The sequence below is a fragment of the Methylomonas sp. 2F7 genome (assembly GCF_057126975.1).
Window position 1 is genome coordinate 3,114,346 of sequence record NZ_CP195203.1, and the last position, 20,074, is coordinate 3,134,419.

Genomic DNA, 20,074 nt, shown 5'->3' on the forward strand with positions numbered 1-20,074 from the left:
CTTAGAACACATTACAGTCAAACATATTGTTAAGTATCGGCAGAAAGCTCATTGCGACCCAGAGGAATAGGATCGCTAGTGTAGGTATCTGGGATGTTCTTTTAGACTAAGGTTTCGAGCCAATACTAGCCAGCATATTATTCAGTTCACCTTTATTAAACAGGTCAATAACGATGTCGCAACCACCGACTAATTCGCCGTTGATGTAGAGTTGGGGATAGGTGGGCCAGTGCGAGTATTCTTTGAGGGCTTCACGCACTTCAGGATCTTCGAAGATGTTGATGTGGGCGTAGTCAGCGTTGCAGGCTTCCAAGGCTTGCACCACCCGGCTGGAAAACCCGCATTGGGGGAAATCAGGGGTGCCTTTCATGTACAAGACTACGGGATGACTGGCTAATTGAGCTTGGATTCGGTCTATTGCACTCATGATTTTTCTCGCTAGACATTGATGAGATGGGATTCTAACAACCACTACTGCAAAATTGAAGCGTGATTATCTGAATGGGATTTTGATACAAAAAAAAGCCCTGCTATTACTAGCAGGGCTTTTGGGATAGGCGCTTGGCGATGACCTACTTTCACATGGCAACCTGCCACACTATCATCGGCGCTAAGCGGTTTCACTTCCGAGTTCGGGATGGGATCGGGTGGTTCACGCTTGCTATGTTCACCAAGCAAACTGGTTAGGCTGTTGTTGCAGCCGTCATGCGCAGGTTTTAAGCGTTTCGCTTTGACCTGCTTTCATGGAAATCTGTATTGAGTTTGTCGTTCTCTTGCGTGTTCAGCTACTGTTGTCTTTTGACTTTACCCAAACGCATTGGGTGTTATATGGTCAAGCCTCACGGGCAATTAGTACACGTTAGCTTCACACATTACTGCGCTTCCACACCGTGCCTATCAACGTCGTAGTCTCCGACGGCCCTTCAGGGGACTTAAAGTCCCAGTGAGATCTCATCTTGGGAGGGGCTTCCCGCTTAGATGCTTTCAGCGGTTATCCTGTCCGAACGTGGCTACCCGGCAATGCCATTGGCATGACAACCGGAACACCAGAGGTTCGTCCACTCCGGTCCTCTCGTACTAGGAGCAGCTTCCCTCAAATCTCAAACGCCCACGGCAGATAGGGACCGAACTGTCTCACGACGTTCTGAACCCAGCTCGCGTACCACTTTAAATGGCGAACAGCCATACCCTTGGGACCTGCTTCAGCCCCAGGATGTGATGAGCCGACATCGAGGTGCCAAACACCGCCGTCGATATGAACTCTTGGGCGGTATCAGCCTGTTATCCCCGGCGTACCTTTTATCCGTTGAGCGATGGCCCTTCCATACAGAACCACCGGATCACTAAGACCTACTTTCGTACCTGCTCGACTTGTCCGTCTCGCAGTCAAGCACCCTTATGCCTTTGCACTCATTGCCTGATTTCCGACCAGGCTGAGGGTACCTTCGTGCTCCTCCGTTACTCTTTAGGAGGAGACCGCCCCAGTCAAACTACCCACCAGACACTGTCCCTAACCCGGATAACGGGTCGAGGTTAGAACTCCAAACATACCAGGGTGGTATTTCAAGGTTGGCTCCACGAGAACTGGCGTTCCCGCTTCAAAGCCTCCCACCTATCCTACACAAGTAGGTTCAAAGTCCAGTGTCAAGCTATAGTAAAGGTGCACGGGGTCTTTCCGTCTAGCCGCGGGTACACTGCATCTTCACAGCGATTTCAATTTCACTGAGTCCCAGGTGGAGACAGTGTGGCCATCGTTACGCCATTCGTGCAGGTCGGAACTTACCCGACAAGGAATTTCGCTACCTTAGGACCGTTATAGTTACGGCCGCCGTTTACTGGGGCTTCGATCAAGAGCTTCTCCGAAGATAACCCCATCAATTAACCTTCCAGCACCGGGCAGGCGTCACACCCTATACGTCCACTTTCGTGTTTGCAGAGTGCTATGTTTTTGCTAAACAGTCGCAGCCACCGATTTTTTGCAACCCCCTTCCGCTCCAGTCGCGAGGACCTTCACGTAATGAGGGCATACCTTCTCCCGAAGTTACGGTATCATTTTGCCTAGTTCCTTCACCTGGGTTCTCTCAAGCGCCTTAGAATTTTCATCCCACCCACCTGTGTCGGTTTAGGGTACGGCCACTAGTAACCTGAAGCTTAGAGGTTTTTCCTGGAAGCAGGGCATCTATCACTTCGCTGTTCTTTCGAACCGCTCGTCATCACGTCTCGGCATAAAGCACCCCGGATTTGCCTAAGATGCATGCCTACCTGCTTAAACTGCCACTTCCAACCGACAGCTGATATAGCCTTCTCCGTCACCCCATCGCAGTTACTACTGGTACAGGAATATTAACCTGTTTTCCATCGACTACGCTTTTCAGCCTCGCCTTAGGTGCCGACTAACCCTGCGTCGATTAACGTTGCGCAGGAAACCTTGGGTTTTCGGCGAGGGGGTTTTTCACCCCCTTTATCGTTACTTATGTCAGCATTCGCACTTCCGATACCTCCAGCCCACTTCTCAATGAACCTTCGCAGGCGTACGGAACGCTCCTCTACCACTCACGCTTAACGCGTAAATCCGTAGCTTCGGTACTATGCTTAGCCCCGGTAAATCTTCCGCGCAGACCGACTCGACCAGTGAGCTATTACGCTTTCTTTAAAGGATGGCTGCTTCTAAGCCAACCTCCTGGCTGTCTGTGCCTTTCCACATCGTTTCCCACTGAGCATAGATTTGGGGACCTTAGCTGACGGTCTGGGCTGTTTCCCTTTTCACGACGGACCTTATCACCCGCCGTGTGTCTCCCGTGCTTGCACTTGCTGGTATTCGGAGTTTGCATCGGGTTGGTAAGTCGGGATGACCCCCTAGCCGAAACAGTGCTCTACCCCCAGCAGTGATACACGAGGCGCTACCTAAATAGCTTTCGAGGAGAACCAGCTATCTCCGAGCTTGATTAGCCTTTCACTCCGATCCACAGCTCATCCCCGTCTTTTTCAACAGACGTGGGTTCGGCCCTCCAGTTAGTATTACCCAACCTTCAGCCTGGCCATGGATAGATCGCCCGGTTTCGGGTCTACACCTTGCGACTAAACGCCCTATTAAGACTCGCTTTCGCTACGCCTCCCCTATTCGGTTAAGCTTGCCACAAAATGTAAGTCGCTGACCCATTATACAAAAGGTACGCAGTCACCCCACGAAGGGGCTCCCACTGCTTGTACGCATACGGTTTCAGGTTCTATTTCACTCCGCTCTCCGCGGTTCTTTTCGCCTTTCCCTCACGGTACTAGTTCACTATCGGTCAGTAAGGAGTATTTAGCCTTGGAGGATGGTCCCCCCATATTCAGTCAAAGTTTCACGTGCTCCGACCTACTCGATTTCACTAAAAAAAGGTTTTCGTGTACGGGGCTATCACCCTGTATCGCCGGACTTTCCAGACCGTTCCACTAACCTTATCCTAGCTTAAGGGCTAGTCCCCGTTCGCTCGCCACTACTTAGGGAATCTCGGTTGATTTCTTTTCCTCCGGGTACTTAGATGTTTCAGTTCTCCGGGTTCGCTTCAGTGAGCTATGTATTCACTCAAAGATGACGTGCTGATGCACGCCGGGTTTCCCCATTCGGACATCTCTGGATCACAGCCGGTTTGCAGGCTCCCCAAAGCTTTTCGCATGCTACAACGTCCTTCATCGCCTCTTACTGCCTAGGCATTCACCGTATGCGCTTATTCACTTGACCATATAACCCGAATACGTCTGTACTTTGGTTATACTGTCAGCTGACATTTTCGCTGATTTTTTCTGCTTGAGAACGACATGCTGTTTGCTTTCCGCCTTTCTCCTTCGAGAATGACTTTATTCAAACCGCAACTCGTTTTAGTTTTGATCATTGCTGATCATTACTATAGTTACAGATTTCCATATTGTTAAAGAGCTATCGGTACGAATACCAATGCTATAAAGTCTTTATCTCTTGATTACGATAAAACCTCATAGCGCTGATGTTCTAACATCGACTATCTACTGGTGACGTACTGGTTTACCCTCAGCGTTCAGCGTGATGGTGGAGCCAGGGAGGATCGAACTCCCGACCTCCTGCGTGCAAGGCAGGCGCTCTCCCAGCTGAGCTATGGCCCCTAAAACAGACTAAAGACCAAGACTCAAGCCGAAACCCAACTATGCACAACCCTACCTATTTCTAACCAGGAGTGTTGTCTGATCGTTTTCCGCCTTATTGCTTTCGCCTTTTATGCGTTGGTGGGTCTGGGAGGAGTTGAACCTCCGACCTCACCCTTATCAGGGGTGCGCTCTAACCAACTGAGCTACAGACCCAGGTGCGTCTTTCAATCGAAATAATTTGTTGTGAGTACGTGTAACGGTGTGCCGTCTTTGTAAGGAGGTGATCCAGCCCCAGGTTCCCCTAGGGCTACCTTGTTACGACTTCACCCCAGTCATGAATCACAAAGTGGTAAGCGCCCTCCCGAAGGTTAAACTACCTACTTCTTTTGCAACCCACTCCCATGGTGTGACGGGCGGTGTGTACAAGGCCCGGGAACGTATTCACCGCGGCATTCTGATCCGCGATTACTAGCGATTCCGACTTCACGCAGTCGAGTTGCAGACTGCGATCCGGACTGGGACCGGCTTTTTGGGATTCGCTTACTCTCGCGAGTTCGCAGCCCTCTGTACCGGCCATTGTAGCACGTGTGTAGCCCTACCCATAAGGGCCATGATGACTTGACGTCGTCCCCACCTTCCTCCGGTTTATCACCGGCAGTCTCCCTAGAGTTCCCGGCATGACCCGCTGGCAACTAAGGATAAGGGTTGCGCTCGTTACGGGACTTAACCCAACATTTCACAACACGAGCTGACGACAGCCATGCAGCACCTGTCTCAGAGTTCCCGAAGGCACTCCGCTATCTCTAACAGATTCTCTGGATGTCAAGGGTAGGTAAGGTTCTTCGCGTTGCATCGAATTAAACCACATGCTCCACCGCTTGTGCGGGCCCCCGTCAATTCATTTGAGTTTTAGCCTTGCGGCCGTACTCCCCAGGCGGTCAACTTAATACGTTAGCTCCACTACTAAGTTCTTTAAGAACCCAACAGTTAGTTGACATCGTTTACGGCGTGGACTACCAGGGTATCTAATCCTGTTTGCTACCCACGCTTTCGTACCTCAGCGTCAGTTTTAGTCCAGGGAGCCGCCTTCGCCACTGGTGTTCCTTCAGATCTCTACGCATTTCACCGCTACACCTGAAATTCCACTCCCCTCTACTAAACTCTAGTTGCCCAGTATCAAATGCAGTTCCCAGGTTAAGCCCAGGGCTTTCACATCTGACTTAAACAACCGCCTACGCACGCTTTACGCCCAGTAATTCCGATTAACGCTTGCACCCTCCGTATTACCGCGGCTGCTGGCACGGAGTTAGCCGGTGCTTCTTGTATAGGTAATGTCAGTCTACCGGGTATTAACCGGCAGGTATTCCTTCCTATTGAAAGTGCTTTACAACCCTCAGGCCTTCTTCACACACGCGGTATTGCTGGATCAGGCTTTCGCCCATTGTCCAATATTCCCCACTGCTGCCTCCCGTAGGAGTCTGGGCCGTGTCTCAGTCCCAGTGTGGCTGATCATCCTCTCAGACCAGCTATGGATCGTCGCCTTGGTAGGCCTTTACCCTACCAACTAGCTAATCCAACATAGGCTCATCTATTAGCGCCAGGTCCGAAGATCCCCAGCTTTCCCCCGTAGGGCGTATGCGGTATTAGCGTGAGTTTCCCCACGTTGTCCCCCACTAATAGGCAGATTCCTATGCATTACTCACCCGTCCGCCACTCGTCAGCGCCCGAAGGCCTGCTACCGTTCGACTTGCATGTGTTAAGCATACCGCCAGCGTTCAATCTGAGCCATGATCAAACTCTTCAGTTTAATTTTAACTTGTCTCTAAATAAGATTAGTGACCAATCTTGGCTCGACTACAGAACATCTTTTCTTGCGAATTGACGTGGTTTCTGTGTCGACTATTTTTAAACAGCACATAGTCGCTACACATACCCACACAAATTATTTCGATTTCGTTTGTTAAAGAGCCAGAGCATTTCGCCCTGTTGAGCCGACATATTCTACAGCGTTTTCAGTTCCTGTCAAATTTATTTTTAGATCATTTCAAAAAACCGAAACACTCAAAACAAACCCGCCACTCACAACCTTAAACCCGCCGAACCCAGCCGACTCCTTCACCGCCAAACCCAAAAAGCTAAAGCAGTGAAGAGCCGCGCATTTTAATCACCCATACACCCCGCGTCAAGATATTATTTCTATCCGCGCAAATTTTCTTTTGCCTACCTGATAAACATGCGTGGCCGGCGCAGGGATTTGGGCAAGACTATTCTGCCTTAAACTGGCCTTGATGCTCTATAAACCATTGATAGGTAAGCTCCAAACCTTTTTTCAGTGGTATCTTTGGTTGCCAACCCAAAGATTTAAGCTTTGAGACATCCATCAGTTTTCGCGGAGTACCATCCGGCTTGGTACTGTCCCAGCTAATTTGACCTTGATAACTAACAACAGCTTTGACCGTTTCAGCCAATTCGCGAACAGTTACATCATCGCCCGTTCCAACATTCAAATGCGACAGCATGGGTTCAGTGCAAGATTGATATTGCTCTTTGCCCAAGGCCATCACGTGCAGACAAGCAGCCGCCATATCCTCGACGTGCAAAAATTCGCGCATAGCCTTGCCGGTTCCCCACACGGTGACAGTCGGAGAATTACTAATCTTGGCATCATGAAACTTTCTGATTAATGCCGGGATAACATGGCTATTTTGCAAGTGAAAATTATCGTTTTCACCATACAAATTGGTCGGCATCACCGACCGATAATCTACGCCGTACTGCCGGTTATATGACTCACACAACTTAATCCCGGCAATCTTGGAAATTGCATAGGGCTCATTGGTCGACTCTAAAACGCCTGTCAACAGCGCACTTTCTCGCATCGGCTGCTCAGCGAATTTCGGATAGATACAAGAGCTACCCAAAAACAGCAGTTGCTTGCATCCAACCCGCCAAGTCTGATGAACCACATTGGCTTCCATCATCAGATTTTGATAGATAAATTCGGCAGGATATTCATTGTTTGCATGAATACCGCCGACCTTGGCCGCCGCGAGAATCACCTGATCCGGACGTTCTTGTTCCATGAAGACCCGCACAGCCGTTTGATCGGTCAAATCCAATTCAGCATGCGTACGCACCACAATATTTTGATAACCGGCCTCAATCAATTGCCGATAAATAGCCGAACCTACCATACCTCGATGGCCCGCTAGATAAATTTTATCTTGCTTATCGAGCATACCGTTACTCCCTACTGACCGCCACGTTATAGCCCTGATTTTTCAGCAAAGCATGCTTCTGCGCTTGCTCAAGATCATAAGCCACCATTTCGGATACCATTTCCTGTAAGGTAATTTGCGGTACCCAACCTAATTTGTTCTTAGCATTACTAGGGTCACCCAACAGCGTTTCCACTTCGGCCGGTCTAAAATAGCGCGGATCGATAGCGACGATGTTTTGACCAACCGCCATTCCAGGCGCTTTGTCACCGACAATAGCATCGATATAACCCTTTTCGTCTACTCCCACGCCTTCCCAACGAATAGACACACCCAATTCTTTAGCCGACATTTCGATAAATTGTCTTACCGAATACTGCACGCCAGTGGCTATCACAAAATCCTCGGGCTGGTCTTGCTGCAACATCATCCATTGCATCCGTACATAATCCTTGGCATGCCCCCAATCCCTGAGCGAATCCATATTGCCCATATACAGACATTTGTCCAAGCCAATAGCGATGTTGCTGAGACCGCGAGTAATCTTACGTGTCACGAAAGTTTCGCCTCGGCGCGGCGATTCGTGGTTGAACAAAATACCGTTACACGCATACATACCGTAGGCTTCACGGTAATTAACGGTGATCCAATAGGCGTAGAGTTTGGCTACCGCATAAGGCGAACGGGGATAAAACGGCGTAGTCTCTTTTTGCGGTATTTCCTGGACCAAACCGTACAATTCGGAAGTTGATGCCTGGTAAAAACGCGTAGTTTTCTCCATACCGAGAAAACGAATGGCTTCCAAAAGCCGTAATGTACCCATAGCATCAACGTCTGCGGTATATTCGGGAGATTCGAACGATACAGCGACGTGGCTCATGGCACCCAAGTTGTAGACTTCATCCGGACGAATTTCGCTAAGGATACGGGTGAGATTCGAACTATCCGTCAAATCGCCATAATGAAGAAAAAATTGCGGATCTTTGATATGCGGGTCTTGATAGATATGATCGACGCGCTCGGTATTAAATAATGAAGAGCGCCGTTTGATGCCATGCACTTCATAGTCTTTTTCCAACAAAAACTCGGCAAGATAGGATCCGTCTTGCCCGGTTATGCCAGTGATCAATGCTTTTTTTCTACTCATTTACAGCTCCTTTTCTTTTGAGTCAATTCGACGTAAAACGGCCTTAAAGTCGTCGGTCAATTAAACCGACGTCTTGATTGGTTAGCCCGGCAAAGCCGAATAAACGGGCTCAATGACCTTACCCGGCAAATAGGAGGGCAACTCAGGCAACAAATCTTTTAAAAATAGATGCAGCCGTTTGTCGGCGACGACAATATCTTCCGCCTTGTCCACAGGGGTTACCAAGCGAATCAACGCCCCGTCGGTGCGATTCATAGTGATGGCATCATAAAATAAATACCATTTGACCATATATTCGTTGGTTATCATCCGGCCGCGCTGTTGAAACCAAAAATACACTAATTGCCTGCTTTCGCCTTTTTGGATGATGGCCCGATTAAGCTGCAATGCCTGGCCATCCAGTTGCAAATCAGCGAACTCTCGCTGTTCGAAACTGCTAATCTGCCAACCATCTCCAGGAATACAACTGCGTGGCGAATGCACCACGGCGCCCTTACGTTGAGACTGGTAATACGCGCTGTAAAAATTAACGCTGTTCCGGGTTTCAGGCTGAACGAAATTGACAATGACATAATCCGTCAATTTCAACTCGTTTAGATAAAATTGGGTTAAATAGTCATTCCGTCCTTGCCAACTTCCCAACGTTGTCGGAAATGTTAAAAACGCTTTTCGCGCTGGAATGATGTCTTCTCGCCCCTTAAAGACCTCTGAAGCGCCTGCGCCTATACAAAGCAATAGCAGCACAGCGAAAACCGATTTGTTCAATATCGCGGCAATATTTCGACTTGCCGTGTGGCTCCATTCTTCCGGAATCTGCACTAGTTCGCCCATTGCCAGTTTCCTACCGCTAATTCGGCTAAACACCCACATCTCGATAAATAGCAGCAGCATGCAGAGTAAAAACACCGCCCAGCCTTCGAAATCATGTAGAAACCCTTCAGCCATCTCCGTACCCCAGTTATCGACCAGGACCCCGATGACACCTATCCGGAAACTGTTCATGAAAATAGTCAACGGCATCGAGGACAGAAAAATCAGCAATTTCTGCCAGAAAGGGCCTTTAAACAAATATGCGCACAGAAAAGCCAAACTGGCCAACGGAAACAAATAACGCAATCCGCTACAGGCATCGACCACTTGCAACTTATAGCTGCCCAAATCGATAACATTCCCTTCCAGGTAAACCATGATGTCGCAAGCCCGTATGAATTCCACGCCCAGCCAGGACGAAATCAATTGCAGCTTTGAAGACAAGTTATTCAGTATGAAGGATGGAAACGGCACCATGAAAATTAGAAACAACAGGGGGATAGCGCCAACCCGCAACCCGCGTAGACCAAAAGCACTGGCAAACATCCCCGTCAAAACCACCAGAAACGCATACTGCTCCATGGTTTTTATGGTTGCCAACCCGCCCAGAATAAAAAGAATCAATCCTAAGCCTATAATGCCAAGCCCGGGCAGCGATGCATTAAATCCTTCGACCAAAACCAGTTCGCCGCGCCGCGCCCACAGCAGATAAATGGTGATGACAGGGATGAAAAAGCCGTGGCTGTATTCTTCGACGTTAGTCCATGTCGTCGCCATTTCGATAAGGCTATCTCTGAACACCACGCACAGCAGCAATAAAGCCGCACCCCATAATGACCAGACAATGGCCGGTTTCGTATTCTCTGTATTCATTCCGTGTCGAAAATAAGAATTGATGTTTAAATTTCTCCCATACCGGCACTATTTGTTACGCGGTATGGAAATTTGGTCCTACTTACTAACCCGAGCAATCGCAATAGCGCTGACCGGTAAATCTAACCATTATCCCCGAGCTTTATTAAAGCCAAGTGACACATCATTACGGGCAAATAACATACCTTTAGGCATCGGGGTCGACAGTGAAAATCGGGTTTCTTTTGTCTTCTTCATTCAATTTAGCTTTTTCTTCAGGGTAAATATGCCAAAAAGATTGATCGATAGCACCGTCTGTGTAGCTGTTTTTACGGTCATGGGTAAATGGACACCACCAGTTTTCCACCACCTTCACCAAGTAAGCATGCCATTCGAATAAGCCCACGCTCACCGGACAATACCAAGTGCAATTCAAAATCCAGAATAATTTCGATTGCGCCATGCTGAATTTGAATGATCCGTCCATCGTAATCTGATTTTTTAAATCATACCGGTGACTCGCCCTGGCCGGTAAAAAATCTCCCCATTTTTTGACATTTTCCGCACCGACCAATTTCAGACTGAAATAAGTCAAATAAGCACTGGTAATCACAAACGGCAAGGTCAAAATCGGCAAATAGATAAACAGCAAACCGATAGCTCTGGATATTACCGGCATCTGTTTATGATGGCAGCCGATATTGACGCGGTCTGCACAAGATTCGCAGGCTTTCATGTTTCTTTCTCCTCTGGAGTCGTTATTATTATTTGCTCGCTATTGAGCAGTTGAAAAATGCTGCGACAACCTTCGCAACAGAATTTTTTTTCGCCCAGCAAAGTATTGAGCTCAAAACCGGGAATCAACACCCGCTGACCGCACAAACCGCATTGGGGCTTGGAATCCACCATGATTGACTATAGCCGGCTGGATACTGCACAAAAAAAGGTTTTCAAATAATCGGTCTCCGGCAAGGCGGGATGAATCGGATGATCCGGGCCTTGACTACCGGCACCGAAAAACACCAGGTGTCGATCAATGTGGCGCGCCGAAGAGCGCAGAATTTCATGCAGATTATCTCTACTCAAATGATGCGAACATGACGCCGAGACCAAAATACCATTATTCGACAAAACTTGTAGCGCCAAATGATTCAAGCGTCGATAGGCTTCATACCCGGCTTTGAAATCCTTTTTGCGTTTAATCAGCGCTGGCGGATCCAGTATGATCGCGTCGTAATGCTGCTGCTGTTCACGTGCTTGCTTCAAAAACTCGAAGACGTCACTGCGCACGAATTGCATTTTATCCCGCACCTGATTCAACTCGGCACTAGCCGCGGCTAAAGCCAACGCGCTCTCTGAACTATCCACACAACACACTTCCGCAGCGCCTGCCACTGCGGCGGGAATACCCCAGGCGCCAGCATAACTGAATAAATCCAACACCTTTAAACCATGACAAGCTTGCGCAAGCTGCGCCCTGCTGTTGCGATGATCGTAAAACCAGCCGGTTTTCTGGCCCTCTGCGACATTGACTATAAAACGTAGGCCGTTTTCTTCGATTATTAACTGCTCAGGCAATTCACCGTGAGCCAGTTCCGGTTCCAAGGACAGACTTTCCAACTGGCGCTGACTATTATCGTTTTTCAGCAGAATAGCGGTTGGCGCCAGCAGCTCAAGTAGAACCTTGACCAGCAAATCCTTATACCGCTCCATTCCCGCAGTAGTAATTTGCACGGAAAGCACAGCGCCGAAGCGGTCAACCACCAAGCCCGGTAGGCCATCGCTTTCGCCAAACACCAAGCGATAATAGGGTCTATCGAACAAGCGCTCGCGTAAACCCAAAGCTTGAATCAAGCGCGCTTTAAAAAAACTTTCACTGATTTTGATATTGGTTTTACGCGTCAACAAGCGCGCGCAAATGAGTGCATGAGGATTGACATAAGCTATGCCCAAAGCCTTACCGCCGGAATCGTGGACAAGGACTAGGTCGCCGGCCGTAAAATGCTCCAATGGGCTGCGCTGGCTATCAACCTCGTTACTGAACACCCACAAATGCCCTTGCCGCAGGCGTTTGTCTTCGTTTTTTTTCAGAAACAGTTCCGGGTAGCTCATATTGCCCTAAAGTAAGGTAAAGGTGTAACCGCCAATTGACGCGGCAGGCGCCACAATAGCCAAACGGATTTCGACCGTCTGCTCTGGGGCTAGTCCCGTTGGTCTTAACAGGTACTCTGTAGTGCGAAACACCCGCTCTGCAATAACCTGTCCATTAAAATTCAACACACTCAACTTCAAATCCGGCGCCACTTGCGCAAATGGTGCCTGATTGCTAAGCACGGCGCTAAACAAATAGCTGCTATCGCTCTGAACCCGCAAATCGCTATGCGAAACGCTGAATTCCTCAATATTTTTATACGTCGCTAACCGGCAAGCAAAGGCTGCACAGACTTTATCCAAACCCGCCCTGAACTGCGGCTGCATAGTTAAACGATAGCCCTCGAAATACAGGATTTGCGCCAGCAATAACAGCAACGCCAAGTTGGTTGCGACAAACCAAACCGCCGGAGTCTGCGGCCGCTTTTCTGAAATTTGATCATCCGGATATGGCGACTCATCCGCTAGCACCACATCCTCATCTTCACTAAGGAATCGCAACGCATCGAAAGAATTGCCGCATACCTTACAATCCAACAACCCACGCGATTGCCGCAAATGCTCGACGGTAACTTCGTGCTGCTTAGCGCAATGCGGACATCGGCTATACATCTATTCAGTCAGTTTTATAGGCGTCCAATCGACACCAGTCTTCCTGACTGACCGGCGGCGCAACAACGAAGCCCTGCTCGCGATAAGCTGCTGCTACAGATTCGGCTTGTTCGTTCAAAATTCCCGACAAAACCAACTGCCCGCCCGGCCTGACCAATGCGCCAATAGTTGCGGCCAGCTCAATCAGCGGTTTAGCGAGAATATTGGCGAGTACCAGATCAGCTGCAAACGCGGAAAACTGTTCGGGCAGATAATAATCGATTCGTTGCTGTACCTGGTTTTTTTCGGCGTTGTATTGACTGGCGGTCAACGCTTGCGGATCGATATCCACCGCATGCGCCTGCTTGGCGCCCAATAACAGCGCGGCCACGGCAAGAATCCCCGAGCCACAACCGTAGTCGATTAATACTTTGTCTTTAATATCGTTACCGGCCAACCACTCCAAACATAATGCAGTAGTCGGATGCGTTCCAGTACCGAACGCCAAGCCCGGATCCAAAGTCATGCAAACCGTGCCGGGCTCGTGCTGTTCCTGACCACTGGGACAAATCCACAAACGATTGGCAAACTTCATTGCCTGGAAATGCTCCATCCACGCCCGTTCCCAAGCCTGATCCTGCAAGACCTCGGCTACCCATTCCTGCAAAGGCTGACCTATGAATTGATTGAACAGCAAGTTGCGTACGATATCCGGATCGGTATCGAGCTCGAACAAGGCGGTGACCCGGGTACGGGTCCAGATTTTGGTTTGATCGATGGCCGGCTCGTAAACCGGCTCATCATCGGCGTCGCTGTAAGTCACCGAAACCGCGCCCAATTCGCTGAAAAACTCCGATATATCAGGAGCGGTGGTTTCGTCGGTGATAACGGAAAGCTGATGCCAGGCCATAGTTATATAAAGCTTTTAGCTGGGAAAGGAGACGCCATTTTCGCAATACCCTCCCCCAAGCCGATTAATGGATACCCAATTTCTTTTCCAGATAGTGGATATTTTGCCCACCCTGGGCGAACGCCGCGTCAGCCATAATACTTTGTTGCAAGGGGATATTGGTTTTGATGCCGTCTATCACCATTTCGCTCAGCGCGGTCTTCATCCGGGCAATCGCACTCGCCCTATCGTCGCCGTGCGCAATCAGCTTGCCAATCATGGAATCGTAATACGGCGGGACTTTATAGCCGTTATAGATATGCGTTTCGCAACGGATGCCAGGCCCGCCTGGCATATGGAATTGATCGATCACGCCAGGGCTGGGCATAAAGGTTTTCGGATCCTCGGCATTCAGCCGGCATTCGATTGCATGACCGGTAAACTTCACCTGCTCTTGCGTGATCGACAAAGGCTCGCCGGCGGCGATACGCAGCTGTTCCTTCACAATATCGAAGCCGGTAATCATCTCGGTGACCGGGTGCTCGACCTGGACCCGCGTATTCATTTCTATGAAATAAAACTGGCCCTTTTCATACAGAAACTCGAAAGTACCCGCACCTAAATAACCGATTTCCTGACAAGCCAATGCGCAACGCTCGCCCATCTGTTTGCGTTGCTCTTCGGTAATGCCTGGAGCGGGAGCTTCCTCCACCACTTTTTGATGGCGACGCTGCATAGAGCAATCGCGTTCACCTAAATGTATCGCGTTGCCGTGCGAATCGGCTAACACCTGAAATTCGATATGGCGCGGATCTTCCAGAAACTTTTCCATGTAGACGGTGCTATTGCCGAACGCTGTACCGGCTTCGGCCTTGGTCATCGCAATGGCATTCAGCAGCGCGCTTTCGGTATGCACGGTGCGCATGCCGCGACCGCCGCCGCCGCCAGCCGCTTTGATAATGACCGGGTAACCAATTTCCCGCGCCATTTTCAGATTGGTTTCCTCGTCTTCACCCAAAGGATCGCCATTACCCGGCACACAAGGAATCCCCGCCGCCTGCATGGCTTTTTTCGCGGCGATTTTGTCACCCATCATCCGAATAGTTTCAGGTCTGGGACCGATGAATACAAAGCCGCTTTGGCTGACTTTTTCGGAAAAATCGGCGTTTTCGGATAAAAAGCCGTAGCCGGGGTGGATGGCTTCGGCATCCGTCACTTCGGCGGCGCTGATAATCGCCGGGATATTCAAATAGCTGCCGGCGGATGCCGCGGGACCGATACAGACGGCTTCATCGGCCAGTCTTACGTGTTTTAAGTCGCGGTCCGCTTCGGAATACACAGCCACGGTTTTAATGCCCAATTCGCGACATGCCCGCAAAATGCGCAAAGCAATCTCGCCGCGATTGGCGATAACAATTTTCTCAAACATTAGTCCAGCCCCTTTGTCCGTTATTCGATGATGAACAAAGGTTGGCCGTATTCGACCGGATGGCCGTTTTCAACCAGAATTTGTTTGATTTTGCCGCTTTTATCGGCTTCGATCTGATTCAAAATTTTCATCGCTTCGATAATGCATAAAGTTTGACCGTTGCTAACCGACTGTCCAATCTCGACAAATGCCGCTGAACCGGGCGATGCAGATCGGTAAAAAGTCCCGACCATGGGTGACTTCACGACATGACCACTGACTTTTTCTTCAACTGGAGCGGCAGTGACAATTGGTGCCGCCGCCACGGGCGCAGCAACAGGCGCTGCGTATTGCACAGGCGCCGCCGCTGAATAACGGCTGATTTTCACTGATTCTTCGCCTTCGCGAATCTCTATTTCAGCAATATCGGATTCCTCGATAAGATCAATCAGTTTTTTTATTTTTCTAATATCCATTGTTCTGAGTTCTCTCTAGTAATATCTGATGAGCGGCTTGCAAAGCCAATTCGTAACCGTTCGCCCCCAATCCACAGATAACGCCAACGGCGATATCCGAAAAATACGAATGCTTCCTGAAAGGCTCACGGGCATGCACGTTCGATAAATGTACTTCTATGAATGCAATCTTGGTTGCCAGCAAAGCATCGCGAATCGCCACGCTGGTATGGGTAAATGCGGCGGGATTGATAATGATAAAATCAACACCCTGCCGATACGCTTGATGTATGTGTTCAATAATTTCGTGCTCTGCATTGCTTTGCAAAAAGCTTAATTGATGCCCAAGCGTTTGGGCCAATTGCTCCATTGCCTGCTGAATGCTCTGCAATGTTCTATTCCCGTATAGCCCTGGTTCTCGAACACCTAACAAATTTAAATTGGGTCCATTGAGAACAGTGAGGTTTGCCATTGCCGATGCTGAACAAAAATACTAAATAAATAGGAATTCTGCCTAATTTGTAGGTTTTTGTCCAGATAAACCGCTTTTCACTTCATTAGCCCGCGTTTTAGCGACTTTTCAGTTATTTTGCCGTCAACAATGGGTCAATCACCTCCAACACTTTCTCTCGCGTCAATTCGCCTAACTGATGATGCACGATTTGCCCTTGTTGATTAATGATCACCGTGAACGGCACGGTATTGATTACATTACCCAGTTGTTGAGCCAACATCGTTGCACCTTCGCCGCCAATCAAAACTGGATAATTGATCTTGATGCGCTTCAGGTAATCTTCTACCGGCTGCTTCTCTTCAATGGCTATGCCGACAAACTGCACACCTTGGTCTTTATACTCGTCCTGAAGCTTGATGAACTCGGGAATTTCCTTCAAGCATGGCGGACACCAGGTTGCCCAGAAATTGATAATCAATATTTTGCCTTGCCATTGCGTGACCGACTGCGGCGTATCCGTCAGGTCAGGCAAGCTGAAATTCAATTGTAGCGCCGGTTGACTGGTCTCGGTAGCAGAAAAATATTGTCTGGCAAACAGACCGGCCGCTAACGCGATAAAGGCAATGGCGACGACGATCAGTATGATTTTTTTATTCATAGTTGTTGCAAAGTGTTTAGAAAAGTAGCGGCATCCTGATAGCCAATCACCCGCTGCGCGGCCCGTTCCCGGCCATCGGCACCGAAAAATATAATGCCCGGCGGCCCAACCAGTTCGAAACGTTTTAACAAGGCTTTATCCGCCTCATTGTTAGCGGTCACGTCAGCCTGTAACACCACGAAGTTAGCCAATTGCTGCTTTACCTGCGGATCGGTGAAGGTATAAGCCTCCATCTCCTTACAGGAAATACACCAGTCGGCATAGAAATCCAGCATCACCGGTTTGCCACTGGCCGATGCTTGCTGGATGCGTTGCTCCAGTTCCGTGACCGACCCCACCCGTTGAAAACCGAGCCCCTCAACCGGCTGCGCTTGAGCATTCAACCCCATACCTTGCAGCGGTTGCAGCGGATTGCTGTTTCCAGCGCTCAAGCCGATCAACTGCAATATGCCGAATACCAACATGATCATACCAAGCCCTTTCCAAAGCTTCCGCCAGCCGGTGGCCGATGCCGGCAGCGGGTCAATCGCACCAAGAAAGATAGCGGGAATAACCAATAATACAGACCACAAAAACATCGTCACCGCTGCCGGCAAAATCCGCGACAGCATCCACACCGCCACGGCCAACATCGCCACGCCGAATACGGATTTGGTGGCATTAAGCCAATCACCCGCCTTGGGCAGCAGCTTTCCCGCCGATGCGCCCAACAGTAATAACGGTGCGCCCATGCCAAGGCCCATCACGAACAATGCCGAGCCGCCCAACACCACATCGCCGGTTTGACCGATATAAATCAATGCCGCTGCCAGCGGTGCGGCCACGCAAGGCCCGACGATCAGCGAGGATAGCGCCCCCATGATGCCGGCGCCTAAATAAGAGCCATCTCGATGTTTATCGCTAGAGTGGTGCAAAGCGGATTGCAAGGATTTCGGCAGCTCCAAATGATAAAAGCCAAACATCGACAGCGATAACACCACGAACAAGCCCGAAAACACTGCGATGACCCACGGCTCTTGAAAGGTCGCTTGCAGATTGCTGCCGAACAAAGCCGCCAGGATGCCGAACAGCGTATACATTAAGGCCGAAGCGAACACATAACTCAAAGACAGCAAAAAGGCCTTGCGCGTACCGATTTGGTCGCCATGACCGACGATGATCCCGGATAAAATGGGGATCATCGGAAATACACAGGGCGTAAAGGCCAACAACAAACCGAATCCAAAAAAACTGAATAAAGTCAACGCTAAACTATCATGCCGCAAAGCATTGACAATTTTGTCCTGCTCCGACAACTCGACTACCGCAGTCGGCTTGGCTGGCGGCAGGGCGTCCGCAGACGGCAAGTCCAGACTCACTTCGGCTTGCATCGGCGGATAGCAAACGCCACGGTCGGCACAACCTTGAAACTTTGCCAGCAATTTAATGGTTTCGGCAGCCGTGCTATCTCGTAACAGCGGGATATCAACGCTGATCTGGTTACGGTAGATTTGCACCTGACCAAACTCTGCGTCGTGGTATGCGGCACCCTCTGGAAGCTGTAACGGTGTCAGACGCGTCTGGGCAGAACCCTCCACTTTGACTGACAACTTATCTTTATAGAGATAATAACCCTCGGCAATTTGCCAGGTCGCTTGCACGGTATGCGGATCTTTCAGACTGGCAAAAAACTGGAACGCTTGCTCCGGCGGCAATAACTCTTCGGAAAACAAACCGGGCGTCAAACCCTTTAGACCTTTGACAAATTGGTTAAGCGCCCCACTGTTTGCAACGGGCTGAGTTGCAGGCAAGGCCACATCCAGCACCACTTTTTGCGGCGGATAACAAACGCCGACATCCGCGCAACCTTGATACTTAACCAACAACTGCAACTGGGTTTCACGGTTTGGATTAATCAACGGTAATTCGACATCGAGCGCGTTCCGATACACCACTACTTCGCCCAGACTCGGGTCATGCTCGGTAGCCCCATCCGGCATCGTTGCCTGACCGAGCTGAATCGCTGCGGTTTGCGACTGGAACTTGGTTTTATCGCGATACAGGTGATAGCCCTCGACTATCTGCCAGTGCAATTCGACTTTATCGGCAGTTTCGGCAGTAGCGGTTAGCTTGAAAGCCTGCTCCGGCGGCAAAAAATCTTGACTATCCAGCGCCGCCGCAGTTCGCAAAAAAACAGCCAACAAACATAATAAAATCAGTCGATGCCAAGGCATGAGTCTATCCATTTCAAATAGTCCAGCGAGCCGCTTTCTATAGCGACCGCAATAATTTCCGGGAGTTGGTAGGGGTGCAGGCTTTTCAGCGTCGCTTCAATCGCCGCATAGCGGTCTTGATGACTTTTGATGAGCAGTAAATGTTCCTGAGCGGTTTCGATTTCGCCTTGCCATTCATAAACAGAACGAACACCGGGCAATATGTTCACGCAAGCCGCCAGTTTCTGACTTATCAGCTCTCGTGAGAGCTTATCGGCAACCTCGGCATCCGGACAGGTACAAAGAATCAATTGATACATCGCGATATTATCCTGGAATTTGCACCAAGATGCTCTTAGTATTAGCGGCTTTTTACCGCAACCGGACTCACCATGAAAACCATGCAAATTCTGTTTATCGCTTTTTTGATCGTGCCGTTTGTGGAAATATACGTGCTACTGCAAGTCGGCGGCTTGATCGGCGCTTTCCCCACTATTTTGCTGGTGGTGTTTACCGCTGTATTGGGCGCTTGGCTGCTGCGTCGCCAAGGTTTCGCCACCTGGCAGCGCTTCCAGTCCGGGTTGGCGCAAGGCGAAATTCCGGCTTATGAAATGATCGAAGGCCCCATTTTGCTGGTAGGCGGAGCGCTGTTATTGACACCGGGATTTTTCACCGACATGCTCGGCTTCGCTTGCCTAATCCCGACCTTACGCAGAAAGATTGCTCAGTACATCATCGAGCACCATTTGCTGCAAACCCAGGTGGGCCCGGTATTTCAACAAGCACGCAATTCGCAGACTATTATCGAAGGCGAATACAACAAACAAGATTAACAAAGTCTCTTGAATCCGAATCCGCGCCGGAATCGCGGATTCGGAGCCAGCAACTAAGGCTGATTAGCCCTCGGAAGCCGTATTGCTACCCAAGGTACTTTTATCCAAACTCGAATATGCCGGGCACCAGCCTGAATAACTGGTCGCAACCAAGGCCAAACCAACCAACAACATCAATATGCTGGCGGTAAACAGCGAAACGCTCAGCAGTACCACCCCTGAAACCATGCGGACTTTCTTATCTTTCTCGCCGATGTTGTGCTCAAATTTGATCAAACGTTTATAATCGAAGCTCATTTCCAATCCTCTCTG

Annotated in this window: 16 protein-coding genes, 2 tRNA genes and 3 rRNA genes; 1 reads left to right on the plus strand and 20 read right to left on the minus strand. The window is 49.6% G+C overall.

Annotated elements, in window-relative coordinates:
- Window positions 1–106: 106 nt before the first annotated feature.
- The 19 genes from grxD to cutA all read right to left on the minus strand — a co-directional run bounded on the left by grxD (window position 107) and on the right by cutA (window position 19,249).
- Window positions 107–427: a Grx4 family monothiol glutaredoxin gene (gene grxD / locus ACR64Q_RS13855; RefSeq protein ID WP_313732172.1), complete on the minus strand. Its 321-nt coding sequence runs from the start codon at window positions 425–427 to the stop codon at window positions 107–109.
- A 132-nt stretch (window positions 428–559) separates the two neighbouring features.
- Window positions 560–675: ribosomal RNA gene (gene rrf, locus ACR64Q_RS13860) — 5S ribosomal RNA — on the minus strand.
- Between the two features lie 153 nt (window positions 676–828).
- Window positions 829–3,724, minus strand: a 23S ribosomal RNA gene (locus ACR64Q_RS13865).
- Between the two features lie 322 nt (window positions 3,725–4,046).
- Window positions 4,047–4,122: transfer RNA gene (locus ACR64Q_RS13870), tRNA-Ala, on the minus strand.
- 118 nt (window positions 4,123–4,240) lie between these two features.
- Window positions 4,241–4,317: transfer RNA gene (locus tag ACR64Q_RS13875), tRNA-Ile, on the minus strand.
- A gap of 60 nt (window positions 4,318–4,377) precedes the next feature.
- Window positions 4,378–5,911 (minus strand): 16S ribosomal RNA (locus ACR64Q_RS13880).
- Together the 16S, 23S and 5S rRNA genes with 2 tRNA genes alongside form the textbook arrangement of a ribosomal RNA operon.
- A 457-nt stretch (window positions 5,912–6,368) precedes the next feature.
- A complete protein-coding gene (gene fcl, locus ACR64Q_RS13885; protein ID WP_026601398.1) occupies window positions 6,369–7,343 on the minus strand; it encodes a GDP-L-fucose synthase in 975 nt (324 codons plus the stop codon).
- 4 nt (window positions 7,344–7,347) lie between these two features.
- Window positions 7,348–8,469, minus strand: coding sequence for a GDP-mannose 4,6-dehydratase (gmd, locus tag ACR64Q_RS13890; RefSeq protein WP_313732171.1), 1,122 nt, complete (start codon window positions 8,467–8,469; stop codon window positions 7,348–7,350).
- A gap of 81 nt (window positions 8,470–8,550) precedes the next feature.
- Entirely contained in the window at window positions 8,551–10,152 is a 1,602-nt protein-coding gene (xrtD, locus tag ACR64Q_RS13895; RefSeq protein ID WP_026601400.1) for a VPLPA-CTERM-specific exosortase XrtD, read from the minus strand.
- Between the two features lie 187 nt (window positions 10,153–10,339).
- Window positions 10,340–10,867, minus strand: coding sequence for a hypothetical protein (locus ACR64Q_RS13900; RefSeq protein ID WP_020482562.1), 528 nt, complete (start codon window positions 10,865–10,867; stop codon window positions 10,340–10,342).
- 179 nt (window positions 10,868–11,046) lie between these two features.
- Window positions 11,047–12,243 (minus strand): class I SAM-dependent rRNA methyltransferase, encoded by a 1,197-nt coding sequence (locus ACR64Q_RS13905; RefSeq protein ID WP_026601401.1) that lies wholly within the window; start codon window positions 12,241–12,243, stop codon window positions 11,047–11,049.
- Window positions 12,244–12,249: 6 nt separating this feature from the next.
- On the minus strand, window positions 12,250–12,894 hold the full coding sequence (locus ACR64Q_RS13910) for a zinc-ribbon and DUF3426 domain-containing protein (RefSeq protein WP_026601402.1): 645 nt from the start codon (window positions 12,892–12,894) through the stop codon (window positions 12,250–12,252).
- A 4-nt stretch (window positions 12,895–12,898) separates the two neighbouring features.
- Complete coding sequence (prmA, locus tag ACR64Q_RS13915; protein ID WP_313732170.1) at window positions 12,899–13,783, minus strand: 50S ribosomal protein L11 methyltransferase; 885 nt, start codon at window positions 13,781–13,783, stop codon at window positions 12,899–12,901.
- Window positions 13,784–13,847: 64 nt separating this feature from the next.
- Entirely contained in the window at window positions 13,848–15,191 is a 1,344-nt protein-coding gene (accC, locus tag ACR64Q_RS13920; protein ID WP_020482567.1) for an acetyl-CoA carboxylase biotin carboxylase subunit, read from the minus strand.
- 20 nt (window positions 15,192–15,211) lie between these two features.
- Entirely contained in the window at window positions 15,212–15,646 is a 435-nt protein-coding gene (gene accB / locus ACR64Q_RS13925; protein ID WP_313732169.1) for an acetyl-CoA carboxylase biotin carboxyl carrier protein, read from the minus strand.
- Window positions 15,636–16,097, minus strand: a complete 462-nt coding sequence (gene aroQ, locus ACR64Q_RS13930) for a type II 3-dehydroquinate dehydratase (RefSeq protein WP_313732168.1) — start codon at window positions 16,095–16,097, stop codon at window positions 15,636–15,638. The genes accB and aroQ overlap by 11 nt, the downstream gene beginning before the upstream one ends.
- A 112-nt stretch (window positions 16,098–16,209) precedes the next feature.
- The gene (locus ACR64Q_RS13935) at window positions 16,210–16,737 is read right to left on the minus strand and encodes a TlpA family protein disulfide reductase (protein WP_313732167.1); all 528 of its coding nucleotides are present in this window, start codon (window positions 16,735–16,737) and stop codon (window positions 16,210–16,212) included.
- Window positions 16,734–18,950, minus strand: coding sequence for a protein-disulfide reductase DsbD (gene dsbD, locus ACR64Q_RS13940; RefSeq protein ID WP_313732166.1), 2,217 nt, complete (start codon window positions 18,948–18,950; stop codon window positions 16,734–16,736). The genes ACR64Q_RS13935 and dsbD overlap by 4 nt, the downstream gene beginning before the upstream one ends.
- On the minus strand, window positions 18,932–19,249 hold the full coding sequence (cutA, locus tag ACR64Q_RS13945) for a divalent-cation tolerance protein CutA (RefSeq protein WP_313732165.1): 318 nt from the start codon (window positions 19,247–19,249) through the stop codon (window positions 18,932–18,934). The genes dsbD and cutA overlap by 19 nt, the downstream gene beginning before the upstream one ends.
- A gap of 72 nt (window positions 19,250–19,321) precedes the next feature.
- Between cutA and ACR64Q_RS13950 the strand changes: the two genes are divergently transcribed.
- Window positions 19,322–19,762 (plus strand): FxsA family protein, encoded by a 441-nt coding sequence (locus tag ACR64Q_RS13950; RefSeq protein WP_313732164.1) that lies wholly within the window; start codon window positions 19,322–19,324, stop codon window positions 19,760–19,762.
- A 63-nt stretch (window positions 19,763–19,825) separates the two neighbouring features.
- Here the strand turns inward: ACR64Q_RS13950 and ACR64Q_RS13955 are convergent, their stop codons facing one another.
- Window positions 19,826–20,059: a YgaP family membrane protein gene (locus tag ACR64Q_RS13955; RefSeq protein ID WP_313732163.1), complete on the minus strand. Its 234-nt coding sequence runs from the start codon at window positions 20,057–20,059 to the stop codon at window positions 19,826–19,828.
- Window positions 20,060–20,074: the final 15 nt, after the last annotated feature.

Coding starts and splice junctions, on each gene's coding strand:
- grxD (WP_313732172.1), bottom strand. CDS start 427: ATGAGTGCAATAGACCGAATCCAAGCTCAATTAGCCAGTCATCCCGTA.
- fcl (WP_026601398.1), bottom strand. CDS start 7,343: ATGCTCGATAAGCAAGATAAAATTTATCTAGCGGGCCATCGAGGTATG.
- gmd (WP_313732171.1), bottom strand. CDS start 8,469: ATGAGTAGAAAAAAAGCATTGATCACTGGCATAACCGGGCAAGACGGA.
- xrtD (WP_026601400.1), bottom strand. CDS start 10,152: ATGAATACAGAGAATACGAAACCGGCCATTGTCTGGTCATTATGGGGT.
- ACR64Q_RS13900 (WP_020482562.1), bottom strand. CDS start 10,867: ATGAAAGCCTGCGAATCTTGTGCAGACCGCGTCAATATCGGCTGCCAT.
- ACR64Q_RS13905 (WP_026601401.1), bottom strand. CDS start 12,243: ATGAGCTACCCGGAACTGTTTCTGAAAAAAAACGAAGACAAACGCCTG.
- ACR64Q_RS13910 (WP_026601402.1), bottom strand. CDS start 12,894: ATGTATAGCCGATGTCCGCATTGCGCTAAGCAGCACGAAGTTACCGTC.
- prmA (WP_313732170.1), bottom strand. CDS start 13,783: ATGGCCTGGCATCAGCTTTCCGTTATCACCGACGAAACCACCGCTCCT.
- accC (WP_020482567.1), bottom strand. CDS start 15,191: ATGTTTGAGAAAATTGTTATCGCCAATCGCGGCGAGATTGCTTTGCGC.
- accB (WP_313732169.1), bottom strand. CDS start 15,646: ATGGATATTAGAAAAATAAAAAAACTGATTGATCTTATCGAGGAATCC.
- aroQ (WP_313732168.1), bottom strand. CDS start 16,097: ATGGCAAACCTCACTGTTCTCAATGGACCCAATTTAAATTTGTTAGGT.
- ACR64Q_RS13935 (WP_313732167.1), bottom strand. CDS start 16,737: ATGAATAAAAAAATCATACTGATCGTCGTCGCCATTGCCTTTATCGCG.
- dsbD (WP_313732166.1), bottom strand. CDS start 18,950: ATGCCTTGGCATCGACTGATTTTATTATGTTTGTTGGCTGTTTTTTTG.
- cutA (WP_313732165.1), bottom strand. CDS start 19,249: ATGTATCAATTGATTCTTTGTACCTGTCCGGATGCCGAGGTTGCCGAT.
- ACR64Q_RS13950 (WP_313732164.1), top strand. CDS start 19,322: ATGAAAACCATGCAAATTCTGTTTATCGCTTTTTTGATCGTGCCGTTT.
- ACR64Q_RS13955 (WP_313732163.1), bottom strand. CDS start 20,059: ATGAGCTTCGATTATAAACGTTTGATCAAATTTGAGCACAACATCGGC.